The sequence below is a fragment of the Paenibacillus cookii genome (assembly GCF_018333375.1).
GTDB lineage: Bacteria > Bacillota > Bacilli > Paenibacillales > Paenibacillaceae > Paenibacillus_AQ > Paenibacillus_AQ cookii.
This window is the reverse complement of sequence record NZ_BORW01000017.1, coordinates 15,350-31,557: the sequence shown is the minus strand read 5'-3', so window position 1 is coordinate 31,557 and position 16,208 is coordinate 15,350. Positions and strand designations below refer to the sequence as shown.

The following is a 16,208-nucleotide window of genomic DNA, read 5'->3' as shown; positions in this document are numbered from 1 at the left end:
GATAAACGGGAGAAATCGGGCACCTCAGCAACCGTTTCCGCCTTGGCAGCCTGGACTCCGCAAGCCGGATGCGCCTCCCCGAACCGAAACAAAAAACCGCCGCAGAAGACGCGGGGCGTCCCTGCAGCGGCTGCAAGCATTTATGTCTTGGGCCGAAGCAAAACCGTTTTGATTTCCGCGGGCCCTGCCGCGATCTCCGCGAGATCCACCCGTTCCAGCGGCTCCTCCATAATGTTGCTTTCCCTTGCCTCTTGAACGGCAAAAGAAGGTTCGATGCGCAGAAGCCGCGGGTCTTTTTCGGTATTGAACCACCGAGCCACAACGGCATCCTCCGGGGACATTTTCAGCGCCGAGAACAGAAGCCCCTTCCCTTCCCAGGACAGATAAGAATGAACGGCCGGAAGGCGGCCCCCATGCATCCCCGTTTGCTGCGCCAGCCACGGCACCTGGAATTGATGCGCCAGAACCATGGCGCCCTCCTCGTCCAAACCTCCTTTTCCCTGACCTAATTCATCCGGCGAAAAAGGGACGATCATCAGGCGCGCCGTATGTTTTCCTTTGCACTGCGCCCCCGGCGTCGGAAAATGGCCCCAGTCTCCCATTTCCCCCACCGCCCGCAGCAGCGTGACGGCAATTCCCGCCGTCGATTCCTCCTGCATGATTTCGTATTCCGGCAGCCCCTGGTTGGCGATCAGGAGGCCCTGCCGTTCGTCCCGGATCGATACGAAGGCCTGTTGATGATGACAGTTGCTCGGTTTTTTCCATTCCGCGGCCGGGACGTTGCTTCTTTCCGCCGCTTCGAAGATCGAATCCGCCTTGTGCGTCTGGGCGACGATGCCCGGTTTGAACAGCATCCGAAGCCGATGGTCTTCCGCTTGATTGTCGAACGCGGACTCGACAAGGATGCCTTGGCCTTCGCGTTCGAGCGTGATCCGGGTGTAGATGCGCAAATCCGTCATGACGGAAGAACGGCCTGCCCTTCGTCCCGTGAACCAAACCAGCTCCCGCTGCTCCTCCCCGAGCGTGTCGTCCGCGGAAACGGGAATGCGAAGCGTATGCGCAATATCGAAGGAAGCCCGGTACGGATCGTCTTCGGCCAACGTGACGTCGGCGGCCAGGCCCTTCGTCGTGATCGGCAGATCGCCGTCAGGCTGCTTGTACATATATTCGTTGCCGATATCGCCGGTGTCCTCATAGATGCACAGGTCCCGCAGCATCCGGCCGGTTGCCTTGTCCATGACGGTCAGTGAACCGTCGTGTTCGATCGTCACCGCCAAATATTCGTTTTCCATGCGGTTAGGTCCGGTCACCAGCGATGGACGGGGCGCATCGTTTCCCGCCGGAGCATTGGCAGGTGCGAGACCGGCGGCGGTTCGGCCTGCGATGCCCGCGCCTCCTTGCTTTCCGCGGACGACGGCAAACGTTTTATGCCCGATCCCCGGCACGCGCCCCGCTTCGAAGCGTACCCGGATTTTCCTTGCGAAATAAGGCTGGCGGAAGCGGTCATCGGGCAGGTCGTAGCCGAACGCGATGCCGAGGTCCTCATAGGAAAACGGCACCTCTTCCCCGTCCGGATCGATCATGCGCAACCGGCCGATCGGCAGCGTCTTCAGCGTTTTTTTCATTTCGGCAAAACCGATGCCGCTCCGGAAATAGATCCGCTCGATCTCAAGCTCCGCCGTCGCCACGCCGGAACGTTTCCAGCCGGTCGTATTCCATACCGCCAGCGGATGTGCGGTTTCCCCTTCCCGAAGGAACCGGCCGAACCGGCTCGTATCGATCTCATCCGCAAGCGCGTCCAGGCTGTCGCTGACGATCGCTTCGGCCACGTGCCTGCTTTTGGCGAACCGGGCCACCATCTCGTCATGCACCTCGTCCACGCTGCAGCCGCAAATGCTGTCATGGGGATGGTTTTGCATCAGCGTTTTCCAGGCATATTCGAACAGATGATGCGGATACGGCGCTTTCCCCGTCAAATGGGCGAAAACGGCGAGCGGTTCGGCCGTTTTTTCCAGCAGCGTTTGTCCCTGGTTGTTCATTTGCTTCAGGTATATTCTCGACGACGCGGTGTTGACCAAGGTGGACCAGCCGTCCGTATGCTGGCTGCGAAGTTCGCCGCGGACGACCGACAGATGCTCCGGCACGTTTTCGGATACGGCCTTGGCGTAATCCGCCAAGTTGGAATGGACGAAACGTTGTTCCGGAAACAGGGCTTGCGCCGTTTGGATCGCCGCGGCGGCCGTCTGCTGCACCGGCTGGTGGTCGCATCCGTTCATCATCAGCAGATGCGGCGTTGAAGCGTACTTTTCCGCATCCTGCAGCTTTTGTTCCCAATAGGCCACCGCTTCCCCGGGTTCCACGGGCATTTCGTTCCCGTTGCTGTACCAATTGGCGAACAAAATGCCAAGGACGCGCGAACCGTCGGGAGCTTCCCAGATCATTTCCGAATACGGCGATTCGTACGCCGCCGCCTCGCTGACTTCGTTGTTGAACCCCGTCGGCTTGACCCCCCGTCCGAAAAAGGCGTTCCCGATGCCGGCCTGGCGCAGCAGTTGCGGCGCCTGCCCCATATTGCCGAAGGAGTCGGGGAAATACCCGGTTTTGCTTATCGCGCCGTAACGGGCCGCATCCCGGTGACCGTATAGCAGATTACGCACGTTGGCTTCGCTGCTGGTCAGAAACTCGTCCTGCAAAACATACCACGGGCCGATATGGATGCGGCCTTCGCGTACGTATTTCTCGAGAAGCTCCCGCTTTTCCGGGCGGATCTGCACATAATCGTCCAGCATGATCGTTTGCCCGTCGAGATGAAAGCTTTTGAAATCCGGATCCTTTTCCAGGATAGCCAGCAGCTCGTCCATCAGCTTGACCAGGCGCACATGATGTTTTTCATAAGGCAGATACCATTCCCTGTCCCAATGCGTGTGCGAAACGATATGTACCGTCTTTGATTGTGCCAATATTCCGCTCTCCATTCTAAGATTTTTTCTTATGACGCATGACGGGTCCGCCAACGCTCCTCGATCAAACGATGCGCAGGCCGCATGCATGAAACAGGCGATCGTATGTGCCGGTTTAACCGACGATGCCCGTCCGTTCCACGCTTTCCACGAAATACCGCTGCACGAACAGGTATAAAATGATCAGCGGCGCGGTCAGGAGCAGCACGCCCGTGTTCAGGAGCATCGACTGGTAGACCAGATCCGGCTCCTTGCCAAGCGCCGACCCCATGTCCATCAGCTGCGTGGAAAGCACTTTGACCTTGCTCAGGAAAAGCGACACGTAATAGCTGTCATTCCACTGCCAGACGAACGAAAACAAAACGACGGTAATGATGGCCGGCACGGCGTTCGGCAGCATGATCCGGTAAAAGGTTCTCAGCACGCCCGCGCCGTCGACGAAGGCCGACTCCTCGATTTCTTTCGGAATCCCGCGGAAAAACTGGCGGAAAATGTAAATGTACAAGCCGTTTTTCAGCCCCATCGCGGTTGCGGAGGAAATCAGGAACGGCCAGAAGGTATCGATCAGGTTCAGGCTGGATTTGCCCGTAAACAGCTTGATCAAACCGAACAAATCGAAATAGCGGTACGTCAGGTACAGCGGAATCATGATGGTTTGCGGCGGCACCACGATCGTGAAAATGACGAGGCCGAACAGCAGGCCGCTGCCCCGGAACTTCAGCCTTGCAAAGGCATACGCCGCAAGCGCGCACGAAGCCAGCTGGACGATCGTCGTTCCGGCCGATATGAGGAACGTGTTCAGGAGGGCCGGGAAATATTGGGTCGCCTCCATCGCGATTTTGATGTTGTCGAGCGTAAAATGCCGCGGAATCCAAAGCACGGTCGGATCGTAAATGTCGGCTTTGCTGCGAAAGGCTACCGAGAGCCGCAAAAACAGCGGAAACAAAATAATGAAGCAAAAGCCGACGATCATGACGGTGCGCACGGCTTTCCACAGCCAAAGCTTGGATTTTTCCAGGGGATTGAATCGGTACTGGATGATATCCGCGTATGCGGCGGGCGATTTCATGGCCTTCTCCTCCTATCAGTCATAGTAGAATACCTTTCGGGAAATGATGGCCGTCGAAATGCCCAGGATCGCCGTCACGACCGCGAAATACACCCAGGACATCGCCGCGCTTTGGCCAAATTCGAACGATTTGAACGCCGTTTCGGAAATGAGGGAATTGATCGAATTCCGGCTGAAAGAATCGATGATCGAATACACCGTGTTCGTCAGGATGAGCGGCGTCATCATCGGAAACGTCACCTTCCAGAAAATTTCGTAGCCCGTCGCCCCTTCGATCCGCGACGCCTCGTACAAGGCCGGCGAAATCGACTGCAGCCCGGCAAGAAAAATCAGGATTTGCACCCCGGACGAGCTGATGATTTCGTATATGCGGTCCACCGCGCCCGTAATGTAATCGACGAACACCGGCGCAAGCCCGGATTCGGTCAGCATTTTTTTGAGCTCGAAGCTTTGCAGCATCCCGCCTCCGCTTTCGCCGCTGCTTCCGGACAGGGTCGAACCCCCGACAAAGCTGCTGATATCCAGGTTGGCGATCGCCGCGGACGCCAAAATGACCGGCAGGAAAAATATCGCGCGCGCAAGCGCCCTCCCCCGGAACTTCTGGTTGAGCAGCACCGCGGCGAACAGGCTGAAAATGATGATGATCGGCACGTTGACGACCATGTTGACGACCGATTCGGTCAGTTTGCGCGGATAATCCGGGTTGGTCGTAAACAGGCTGCCGTAGTTGGACCATCCTTTGTAATCGACGGCAAAGCCGCCTTCAACGAGCCGAATGGTGCTGAGGCTGAACCGGAAGGACTGGATCAGCGGCAGCAGGAACAGGATGACGAGCCCCAAAATAAGCGGCGTGACGAACAGCAGGCCGTACAGCTGCTTTTTCTGGGACAAGGTTAACGATTTTCTGAACATGTTATTCACCGCCTACGTGATAGCTCTGCGGCTGAAGCTGCAGGCCGTCCACGGCCACCGCCGCCCGATTGTAATTGATGGTTACGGTTAGGCCGTTTGCGTACGTCGTTCTGACGACGCCCGGAGCCAGGCGGACGTGGGCCGTAATGACCTGATTCCGCACTTTCGCAAGCACCCGGTTCGACTCCTTGTACAATTCCGCCGCCTCGCCGATCCAATCCTTGTAGTTCAGCGCGTACAAGTGGTTATAGTCCGTATCCTTTACCTTGGACGCGTCGCTTGCGAACCATTGGTAATAGACGGCCGAGCCGGTTTCCAGCGACTTCAGCATGGACAGGCGCGGATTTTGCAGCCCGCCCATGTTGTATGGGGCTCCGGCAATATCGAAATAGCCGTGGAGCGCGATCTGGAAAAAAGGAATCTCTTCGTCGGTAATGTTAAGCCTGCTGCTGCGCTCCGGCGCATCGACGATCACGTCGGCATACGGCAGGCTGTAGGCGTTGCCGCCTTCAACCATCAGCGAGCCCGTCTTATTTTTGAGAAGCTCCATGGCTTGCACCGATGCTTTGAGCGAATCCTGCCTGCTCACGGGATGCGCAGGGTCGAAATCGGAATGGACCTCGCGGCCCAAATCCCGCAGCGACAGCCCGGGAACGCCCAGCTTGGCATAATCGGCCAAAAATCCGTCCGCCTGCTTGGGCAGCCGATGCGGCGACAGAAGATAGTGCGAAAATTTGCTCGTATCCTTCGCATGCGTCACCGGATTATAAGCGAATACCTCCGCTTTGCTGCGGTCGAGGAGCGTAGCCGCGCCTTTACCGCCTTTGTATTTTTCCACGAACGCGGCGTCCGGGTAAAACCGGAATCCGTTTTGCTTCATATAGTCCGAGAGCTTCAGCAATCCCTTTTTGCCGCCCAAAGCCCCGGTCACCTCAACGTCGTCCGGCGAACCATGGCGAATGCCGCCGTTGAACCAGCCCACGAACCGCAGGTCGATGTTCTGGACCCCGGCAGCCTTCAGCTCGCCGACGATCGTTTGCGCTTCCTCAAAGGTCGTTAACGTTTCGGTCGACCGGTAAGGAATGCCGAGCATCGATTTCTGTTTGCGGAACGCGCCTTCAAGCTCGAGCACGAACGGGCTGCCGGACGAAGCCTGCAGCGGCTTCAAGCCGTATTTGCCTTCCAAGTATGTGCGGTAAGCCGCGGCCATCCCTGTATAATCGGCGTCATCGCCGGACAAAAACGCATACCGGACTTGCAGGTTCCCCTCATATTTGCCCGTTTGGAACATCGGCACCGCGCTCGTTTTCGTGCCGGACGACAGCGTGTAATAGTCCATCGCCGTGACCTGGAATTTGGCGCCGACCGTATTGTAGGAATCGTTGCGCCCGCTGATGTCGGCCGCAACGCTGGCTCCCGCTTCCCCGTCCTCGATGATGCCGACGAGCGCATGGTCGTTTTGCTTTAATCCGAACACCGGCAGGCGGGACGCCTCGTTCGTCTGAATTTTCTCCTTCACGTCGAATGCCCCGTCATTCCCGTAGATCGGCAGGTCATACCCTTCGGCATGAAGCTTTTGATTGTTAAGATGGATGAGTGCGCCGGAGCCGTCGGGCACAAAAATATATCCTTGTTTTCCGGTATCCGCCGCGCCGAAAAATTTCAACAGCTGAAGCGAGGCGATCGGAAACGACTTGTTGGCCTTCAGCTCCTTTGCCGGAACCGATACGACCAGGCTGTCCCCGTCAAGCGCATAAACGACCGGGACGGCAAATTCCGGCTCTTCGGATGCCGCCTCGCCGCCCGCTCCGTTGGCCTGGTTGTCGGCAGCGGCATCCTCCGCCGTATAGCCTGCCGCCTCCAATACGGCGGACACTTCCTCGGCTACGTAATCCTGCAGCTTCCGCACTTCGTATACCTGCTTTTTTTCGTCGAAGCGGAATTTGTATTTGATGTCGTCCCGCTGGTCCGGATCCTGGATGTTGGCGAGGATGTCCTGCTCGAAACGCTCTTTGCCGATCACCTTCGGAATGTTCGGGAAGGACTGCTTCACGTTCCCGATCCGGTAGTCCACCCGGATTCCGTTTTCGACCTGCGTCAGCTTGAACTGCTGTTTGGCCACGCTGTCGTCAAAGCTGTTGAAGGCATTGACCTGGCCTTTGTCGTTGTAATACGTAAGCAGCACCTGTGCGGACAGCTCGGATTTGTACAGCGGAGACGCTTTCGGGTCTTCGTTTCGCCCGGGCGGATTGGAAAACCATACGTATCCGTTGTCCTTCTCCTGCACGGCGATTTCCGCCGTCTCCCGGTTGACGAACAGCTTCAGCCGCTCATTTTCCGCCGCAACCTCCATCGTTTCCAGCGCTGCAAGCTCTTGCGGCGTGTTTGGAGCGGCCTGCGCATGGCGCGCGAGCGCCGGCATGGCGCTGTGACCGGCCGGATCCGTTTGCGGCGCTGCGGATTTCGCAGCCGCCGTTTCGGAGGTCGGAGCTCCGGAAGCTTCCGCCTCTTTGCGCGGCGGCACGCTGTCCGCGGCGCCCCAAACCGCCGCCGTCAGGAGCAAAACGCACAGGAAGCCTGCCGCTTGTTTTTTGCGAATGCCCACGTTTCATCCCTCCTACAGCCTGAATGTAATTTCCCTATAGATGGAGCTTGCGAAATTGATCATTTGCTGAAGCATGCTGAAGAAAAGCACGCCGAGGAAAATGATGATCCCCATCATGACCAGGGTCAGCAGCATCGTGACGACCGTTTTCCCTGCCGAATATTGGTGCACGGTCATCGTTCCCGTAAACAGCAGCCAAATGAACCAGATCATCGCGATCGTATCCAGCAAATAATAAAACGAGCTCTCATCCGCCGTAATGACGTTGCTGTACAGCACCTGAGGAAAATAGATGAGCACCAGCGGCAGCAGGGAATACGCCGTCGCGGTCATGATTTCGGTAAATTTTCCTTCCCCGTCCATCAGCGTCGTCAGCGACCAGTTGGCGATGCACCAAAGGAGGAACGGAAGCAGGATGAATTTGAGTTCGTTCAGCGTGCTCAATTGATCCGGATCGTTAAAGTTAATGACAAAGCCGCCGAGCTGGCGTTTGACGATCATCGCCACGACAAGCAGCGCCACGATGGCGAACGCCACGCTGAGCCTTCCCTTCCGTTCGTATTTCATTTCCCAGAACCCGTTAAACGGATGAAGCAGCGTGTAGAAGGGGTTCCGGATAATGCCGAATTCCCGATAGAACTGCCCCTTGGCCTTGCGCCCGGCCAGCTTGACGGCCGCGGCTACGACGGCGATCGCCGCTGCGATGACCAGCACGATCGTGCCGAAATGCTCGAACACGACCTCCTTGCGGTAACGCTTGAAAGCTTCGGAATAATACTCGCGGCTGTTGCCGAGCTTGAAGTAGCTCATGGCTTCGCGGTTGTCGCCCTGCTTCAGCAGCGATTTGCCGATGCCGATATAAGCGACGTCGAAATTCGCGTTGAGCTGGAGCACCCGTCTCCAGGCCGCGGTGGACGCATCCGTCCGCCCTTCGCTCAAGGCCACGACCGCGCTGCGGATCAGGCTGCCGTAGGTGGTCGGAGCAAATACCGACAACCGGTTGTTGTCCTTATCGAGCACGGCCATCCGGTCGCCGAGCAGATCGATCGCCACCGGCGTCCGGAAATTGCTTTGCTGGCTGCCGAGGCCGCCGAATTCATACAGCAGGTTGCCGTCCTTGTCGTAGGTGAACACTCGGCCCCGCTTCGCATCCAGCGCGCTGTACATCCCGGCCCGGTCCGGCGTCACGTCGACGAAAATCGAACTGCCGGTGACGCTTCCCCCTTCGAGGTTGCCGACGTCCCCTTTCGGCGGAAAATATCCTTTGCTGCGCAAAATGTCCGTGCCGGAGGGATTCAGCCGCTTGAGCGGCTGGTCGGAATTTTCCTCGGAGGTCGAGGTATAGATGAATCCGTTCTCGTCCACGTCCAAGTTGTTGAATTCGATCGGGATAAACTGCTGCATCTGCTCGCGCTGCGCTTTCGTGGATATCCGTTTCCAGAACAAATCCACCGGGCTGAATTTGACGCGATTGGTGCCGATAAAGCCGCTAAACGTGCCGTCCGACTCGAATTCCATGATGCCTTCGTAGCTGCCTTGGCTGATCACGTACAGCCGCCCGGCCTGATCCACGGCAAGCTTGGTCGGCGTATACTGGAACCCCTGCCGGAGAAGCGTCGACTTCGGTTCCCCTATGATTCTTTTCGCTTTACCGCTTGCGTCAAACTCGACGATGCGGCGGTTATCCGTATCGGCAACGTAAACGTTCCCGTCCGGGTCGACAAAAACGCCTTGCGGCTGGTTCAAGCCGTCTTTTTTGCCCTCATGCGCGAATTCGCCAATGACTCCCGCAAGCTGCAAATCCCGATCCAAAATGACGATCCGATTGTTGCCGGTATCGGCGATGTACAGCTTGCCTCCGGGACCGGCGTACAGATCCTGGGGCGCGGACAACGGGCCCGCGCTCCATTCGTTTCCGTATATCACCCGCTCCAAGGCGTAAGGATCGGGGGCCGGGACCGGCGTTCCCCAATACGAGTAGTTGTAAGCATCGTTGGCCGACGCCGGGGCCGCCTCGGTGCCGGAGGCCAAGAGCAGCGCGATCATGAATGCAGCGAACCATCTCTTCATCTGTTAGCCCCCTCCGTTATTCCTTCAAGCCCGACGTGGACATCGTTTGAATGATGCTGCTCTGGGTGACGATAAACACCGTAATCGGCACGAGCATCATCAGCAGCGTCACGGCCGCGACCGGTCCCGTCCGGACCAGGCCGCCGCTTGCGATTTGCCCGAACACGTAATCCACCGTCTTCAGCTGCTCGCTGTAAATAAATTTGTGGCTCGTGACGGAGCCGTTGGTCCACAGGCTTTGCAGCGAAAAAATGATGAGCGTCAGCCATGCGGGCCGCACGATCGGCATGACGATTTGCCAGTAAATCCGGTATTCGCTCGCTCCGTCGATCTTCCCCGCTTCAAGCAGCGCGTCCGGAATCTGCTCCATGAATTGCCTCATTAAATACAGCCCGAGCGTCATCCCGAAAGCCGGAAGCAATATCGCCCAATACGTATTGATCATGCCGAGGTACGAAATGATCATGTAGTTCGGCACCTGGGTGACGTAGGCGGTAAACATCAACGACAGCACCACGATGCTGAAAAGCAGCTTTCTGCCCGGGAAACGGATTTTCGCCAGCGGATACGCCGCCGCCGAAGCCAAAATGACATGGCCGACCGTACCCGCGATCGCGATAAAAAACGTGTTGAATACGTACCTGGAAAACGGCACCCAGGAGTCGCTGAAGATCCCTACCAGGTCCGTAAAGTTTTTGAAGGTCGGATTGCGCACGAACAGCTTGGGCGGAAACGTAAAAATTTCGTCGATCGGCTTAAACGCGTTGCTGATCGTAAAGACGAGCGGAAGCGCCATAAAACACGCCACGCCTCCCAGCAGCAAAAACAGCAAAATGTCGACGCCCCAGGACCTGTTCAATCGTTTCGGCATTTTCAAAACCAATTTCACGCTTTACTCACCCACTTTTCCTAGAAGCTTCTGGGTTACGAGATTCACGGTCAGCATGATCGTGAACAACACGGTCGCGATGGCCGAAGCGTACCCCATTTCGAACCGGATCGTGCCGTAGTCGACCAAATGGGTGACGATCGTATGCGCGGCATAGTCCACGCTCGGAAAGCCGAGCAGATAGATCGATATTTCCGCGACCGAAAACGCCGAAGCGATCTGAATGACCGCGCCGAACATCAGCTGCGGGCGCATCGCCGGAAGGGTGATGAACCACAGCTCCTGCCAGCGGTTGCGGATCCCGTCGATGCTGCCTGCTTCGTACATCGTCCGGTCGACGTTTTGCAGTCCGGCGATAAACGCCAGGAAGGACGTCCCCAAACTGAGCCAGAGCTGAACCAGAATGAGGATCGTCAGCACGTACCGCGTATCCTGCAGCCACTGGATCGGCTCCATGATGAAACCCCATTTCATCAAAAACGAGTTGGCATACCCGTAGGAATCGCCCGCAAACAGCAGCGTCCAGATCAAATAGGTATTGCCCGAGATGGAAGGAGCGTACAACACCAGCGTAAGCACCGCCCGCAGCTTTGGCGGCAGCTCGTTGATGAGCCAGGCGAAAATGAAGCAGGCCATGTAGCTGATCGGTCCGGTAATCGCCGCGAACAGCAGCGTGTTTTTCAAGGCGATCAGGAAGATGTCGTCCTGGACGAACAATCTCGCGTAATTTTGCCAGCCGATCCACCGGGGCTGCTCCAGCAAATTAAAGTTCGTGAAGCTTAAAGCGAAGGACAGCAGCACCGGAATGACGGTGAACGTGCAAAAAATAAGGAAATAAGGCGCCATCAGCACATAAGCGTGCTTGTTTTTTTTCATTTCCGTCCATACCCGGACGGCCTTGCTCCGGAGCATGCGCCCCGGCTTGCCGCGTCCCGGCGCGTTCGCTCCCGCCATGACGGGACGTTTGGCGATTTGCTGTTTCATGGAAGGTCCCTCGTTTCTTGGGTAGGGAGATTAAATTCCTTGCGTTTGAGCGTAATTTCCTCGTTCATCGCCCTGACGTAGTTATCCATCGTCTCGCGCGGATCCTCGCCCTGCACGACGACGCGGCGGAACGCATTGTCGATGTTGCGGCCGGTCAAATAACCGCCGGGCACTTCCGGAATGCCTTTGACCCACTGCATCTGATCCTGCAGCTTGCGCAAATCCTGCGTCGGCCACGGGAGCTGGGCCAGGGCTTCCTTGTTCGCCGTCGGATAACGGGCCGAAGCCCCCATGCGGATTTCCATTTGGCGTCCGTAGGCGATCTGCGTTTCTTTGCTGGTCCACCATTTCATGAATTGCCAGGCGGCGTCCTTATTGCGGGCCCCTTTGAACATGACCGTCGCCGACCCGCTGCTGCCGACCTCGCGGTGGAGCTTGCCGTCCGTCCCGGGCGTTCCCGGCACCGGCGCGAAGGACCACAGCCCTTTGATTTCCGGCGCAAACACGCTCAGCTTGTTGTACATCGTGTAGTCCACGATCCCGATCGGCATTTCCCCGGTGCGGAACCGGTTAGCGAAATCGACCGAAATCGGAAGTTTATAATTGACGTAAAAATCCGTCCATTGCTTGAACTCCTGGATTCCCGTCTCGGAATCGAGGTCGACGGCCATGCCGCCGTCCTTGTAAAACCGCCCCTGGTTCTGGAACAGGAACATCGCAAAAGCGGGGTTCGGCGCCATCGTGGCGATATTGGCGTTCGACACCTCGTTGCCGAAGGAATCGAGCGGCTTCTGCGGCAGTCCGAACTGCAGGTTATGCTTTTGCAGCACGGGCAGCATTTCGTATACGTCGTCCCACGTCTGCGGCACCTTCAAATGCAGCTCGTCCTCGATAATGTCCTTGCGGTAAAAAAGCATCGGGAACGTTTGCTGCTCCGGCAGCGCGTAATAGGAACCGTTATATTCGTACGGAACGAGAGCGCTCGCATGAAATCTGTCCTTGATTTCGCCGAAGTCCGGAAAAGCCGACAAATCCTGCAGCGCGCTGCGGCTGGCATAGTTGACGGGAAGATCGTTCCCGATCTGCAGGGCGATGTCCGGCCCTTTGCCCGCGACGGTCGAAGGAAGGATCACGTCCGACGCCACCAGCTTCAGGTTCACCTGAATCCCCGTCTGCGGCGTGAATTGATCCTCGACGAGGCGTTTGATGACCTGTGCCTGGTCCCGGGCCGAGGTCACCCATACGGAAACGCTGTTTTTGCCGTCGGCATCGCTTGAAATGTCGTCATAATCTTCGTAAAACGAAGCAAAAAAAGCGTCGACTCCCGTGACAAGCTTCTTCCAGGCCCCGGCCTGGGCCTCCGGCAGCTTGCTTCCCGGCGAGCTTACGATCAGGTAATCGAGCGCGAGCGGCTGCTCGTTGACCGTCAGCATCCAGGAGCTGAGCGCCCCGACGTTCGTTTTGAACGTTTCGACGCGGGACGGCACGGTTTCCGGTTTATCGGCCATGTCTTTCAGCTGGTAAGCGACCGTGTGGATGATCGAGGTCCGCTCGTCGCTTTGCCCGGACGGCCCTTCGATGGCTTTGGCGATTGCCTCGAGCTGCTCGCTGGATTCGCGGAATACTTTCGTCATCTCCGGAATGCGCTGCTCCAGGTTGTAATCGCGGAACGTATCGGGAACGGTGCCGGTGTAGCTGATGATTTTCCGGTACATCGCGTTGAGTCCCAAAATGTTCGATTCCACGGAACGCAGGATCGGAGCGATGTCCCCGAGGGTCACCTCCATCCGGATCCGGTGTTTTCCTTGCGTCAGATGGAACAGATAGGGTTCGCCCCCGCCGGGGCCGACCACTTTCGTTTGCCAGGCGCTGCCGTACGGGAAAGCGACGTTTTGCATCTCCTTGAACGGCAGCCGGCTGTCTATGTAAATCGAACGAAGCACGGAAAGGCCCCGCAGATAGTTTTGCCGATGTTTAATCGCGATCTGGTACAATCCGTCCTGCGGCACGTCGATTTCCCATTCCATCCATTGCCCCGGCAGCCGCCAGCCGTAACCTCCCATGGCGTTGTTGCGCAGCTTCGAAACATGGAACGGCTCCACGGCCGGATTGGACCTGTCGTTGTACGGAAGCAGGCTCGGCGAAGATTTGTACGCCGCCTTTTCCGCCTGCACTTTCATGAAAACGCCCGATGCCGGCTGAATCCCTTGCCGCTCGTATTCGGACGCGACCTCATCGTACGTCTTCGCGCCGGCAGGCGCCAAAAGCGTCATTTGACGGATCACCATCGGTTCTTTGATCGAAGTCAGCGACAAGCTGTGCTTGCCTGCGGAAAAATAAAACATAAACGGTTCTTCATAAGAGCCGGCGCTATCCTTTAAAGTGATTTCCTGCCATACATGCTCTTCGACTTGCCCCGGCGTCAGGTCGTTGCCGGATGCATCCCGGTCGAATTCCTGTTTTTCGTTTTTCCAAACCCGGTTGAACACCAGGCTTTTGGCTTCCGAAAACGGCACGGCTCCGTCGATGGCCAGCTCCCGCTCGATATCGGAGTCTTTGCCCGGCTCCGTGAACATTTTCAGGCGTATGTTGTAGAGCCCCGCCTGCTTCACATCGAACTGCCAAGTTACGGTGCCGGCATCCGCCGTACGGATGGACTTGCCCGGTTCGCCTTCATAGTCCTGCAGGACGGACACCTGCATGCCTTCGGCCTTGCTGAATGCATCTGCTTCAATGACGACGTCTTCGGCGGAAGGCTCCTCATGTTGATGCTTGGACAAATATGCTTCGTATCCGCCCGCTTTCACGGATGGCTTGATGCCGCTCAAGTCCAGCCTTTCCGGCGTTTGCGCGGCCGAAGCCGAAACATCGCGGGAAAGCGGCCCTTGCGCGGCGGCGATCATGCTTGCGGAGATCGCTGCGGCAAGCAGGACGGATGCTGCCTTCATTATCGGTCTGTGCATGGGCTCCCCCTTTCTCTTGAGCAATGCCCCCATTTTCTTCATCCAAAGGAAACAGAGGCATGCGTTATAGAGCTGTTATCTGCCGCGCGGTTATTTGCTGTCCTGAAGCAGCTTGTTGATGTTGGCTTCGAACTGCGGTTTCACCTTGTCGACGGCGGTAGAAGGAGAGATTTTGCCTGCGGTGATATCTTTGACGACGCTTTCGAACAGCGTTCCGCCGTCCGGAATGGCGTAGTAGGAAATGTAATCGATGCTGTCCGCCATTTGTTTGCGCGTATCCAGCGATTCCTTGTTCGGGTAGGAGCTTTCCCAAGATTGCTGCGCAAGCTTTCTGCCCGCATCGTGCAGGCTGATTTCATCCATGATTTTTGCGGCCACGTCGGCATGCTTGGAATACTTCGCGACCATGAACATGTTGCCGAACGGCGTATAAGAAACGTATTTATCCGATTTTGGCCCTTTCGGGAAAAAGACGTATCCAAGCTCCTGGTTTTTCATGTTGTCGAGAAGCCCGCCAAGCTCCCAGCTGAAGCCGCCGTACATGACGCCTTTGCCGGCGACGAATTCCTTGCTTGCGTCTTCCGGAACGGGTTGCATGATGGATTTGTCCTTGTTGTACAGGTCGGCGACGAATTGAAGCGCTTCGATCGCGTTTTCGCTGTTCAGGGAGAATTTGATGTTGCCTTCGGCATCCTTATCGACGGAGCCTTTGTTGGAGTACACCATTTGCTCCGTGAAATAATTCGTTTTGCCGTAAGCGCCGGCGATGCCGAAAATATCCGTTTTGCCGTCGCCGTTTGTGTCTTTCGTCGCTTTCTTGGCGAAGTCGCGGAACTTTTCCCATGTCCATTCGCCTTTTTGCTGGAGTTCGTACGGATCTTCGAGACCGAGTTTTTTCACGAGCGTTTTGTTGTAAAACAGGCCGTACGGCGAAGGAGAGGAATCGGTCATGCCGTACTGCTTGCCTTTATAGCTGCCGCCTTTTTTCATCCAGTCGATGTACTTCGGATCGTTCAAATCCAGCTTGTCGTCGATCGGTTGGATGAAATCCTTGTTGGCGAGCGTCGGGAAAGCCCAGAACAGCTCCAGCAGCACGATGTCGGCAAAAGGCTCGCCCGAAAGGGAGGTCGTGGTGAAGTTTTCGACGTATTTGTTGTAGTCGCCGAATTTGACGAATTCGATTTTGGTGTTGTATTTCTTTTCCACTTCTTCGATGAGCTTGATTTGCTCTTCATCCGCAGGGCTTTTTTCCTTCAGCAATCTTGGATCGGCATCGTCGTACCATACGCCGATTTTGATCGTGTCCCCGCCAAGATCGATTTTTTGCTCTTCCGCCGCGGCCGGCTGGTCTTTGTCGGGCTCTTTGGCCGTCTCCTGCGCAGGCTCCTGCTGCGCGGCTTTATTGCTCTCGTTGGAACCGCTTGCACTGTTGCCGCCGCCCGAGCATCCTGCAATCACGAATACGAACAGCAGCACTGCAAGCAGCATGGAAAGTCCTTTCATCTTCTTCACGCGTTCATCCCCCATTTTTTCCGTTTCGGATTAGAATTGTTGAATCGCCAATACAGAAAAGACCGATGAAACTTCAAAGCAATAAAACCGGATCACCCCTTTGCACGCTTGCGGAACCCGCAAAAAGAATGCGCTTACATGAATTGCACAAAAAAATAAGCGATATGCAAAGCGATTCTGAAGCCTTGGAAGTCAGAACGAACTGCGTCATATATCATATTAGATATATCTTTTATACCGCTTA

9 protein-coding genes are annotated in these 16,208 nt (G+C 56.7%); all 9 read right to left on the bottom strand.

Annotated elements, in window-relative coordinates:
* Positions 1-140 precede the first annotated feature (140 nt).
* Positions 141-2,975 (bottom strand): alpha-mannosidase, encoded by a 2,835-nt coding sequence (locus KI367_RS15795; protein WP_444544269.1) that lies wholly within the window; start codon positions 2,973-2,975, stop codon positions 141-143.
* A gap of 100 nt (positions 2,976-3,075) precedes the next feature.
* Positions 3,076-4,029 (bottom strand): carbohydrate ABC transporter permease, encoded by a 954-nt coding sequence (locus KI367_RS15790; RefSeq protein ID WP_052147280.1) that lies wholly within the window; start codon positions 4,027-4,029, stop codon positions 3,076-3,078.
* A gap of 15 nt (positions 4,030-4,044) precedes the next feature.
* A complete protein-coding gene (locus KI367_RS15785) occupies positions 4,045-4,941 on the bottom strand; it encodes a carbohydrate ABC transporter permease (protein WP_036713845.1) in 897 nt (298 codons plus the stop codon).
* 1 nt (position 4,942) lies between these two features.
* Entirely contained in the window at positions 4,943-7,546 is a 2,604-nt protein-coding gene (locus KI367_RS15780) for a DUF5696 domain-containing protein (protein WP_212950819.1), read from the bottom strand.
* 12 nt (positions 7,547-7,558) lie between these two features.
* Positions 7,559-9,616, bottom strand: coding sequence for a YIP1 family protein (locus KI367_RS15775; RefSeq protein ID WP_212950817.1), 2,058 nt, complete (start codon positions 9,614-9,616; stop codon positions 7,559-7,561).
* Positions 9,617-9,632: 16 nt separating this feature from the next.
* Complete coding sequence (locus KI367_RS15770; RefSeq protein WP_246536993.1) at positions 9,633-10,505, bottom strand: carbohydrate ABC transporter permease; 873 nt, start codon at positions 10,503-10,505, stop codon at positions 9,633-9,635.
* A 3-nt stretch (positions 10,506-10,508) separates the two neighbouring features.
* Positions 10,509-11,417 carry a carbohydrate ABC transporter permease gene (locus KI367_RS15765; protein WP_246537002.1) on the bottom strand — a complete coding sequence of 303 codons (909 nt, stop codon included), beginning with the start codon at positions 11,415-11,417 and terminating at the stop codon, positions 10,509-10,511.
* A gap of 68 nt (positions 11,418-11,485) precedes the next feature.
* A complete protein-coding gene (locus KI367_RS15760; RefSeq protein ID WP_212950816.1) occupies positions 11,486-14,452 on the bottom strand; it encodes an extracellular solute-binding protein in 2,967 nt (988 codons plus the stop codon).
* A gap of 90 nt (positions 14,453-14,542) precedes the next feature.
* Positions 14,543-15,955 carry an ABC transporter substrate-binding protein gene (locus KI367_RS15755; RefSeq protein WP_246537001.1) on the bottom strand — a complete coding sequence of 471 codons (1,413 nt, stop codon included), beginning with the start codon at positions 15,953-15,955 and terminating at the stop codon, positions 14,543-14,545.
* Between the last annotated feature and the right edge of the window lie 253 nt (positions 15,956-16,208).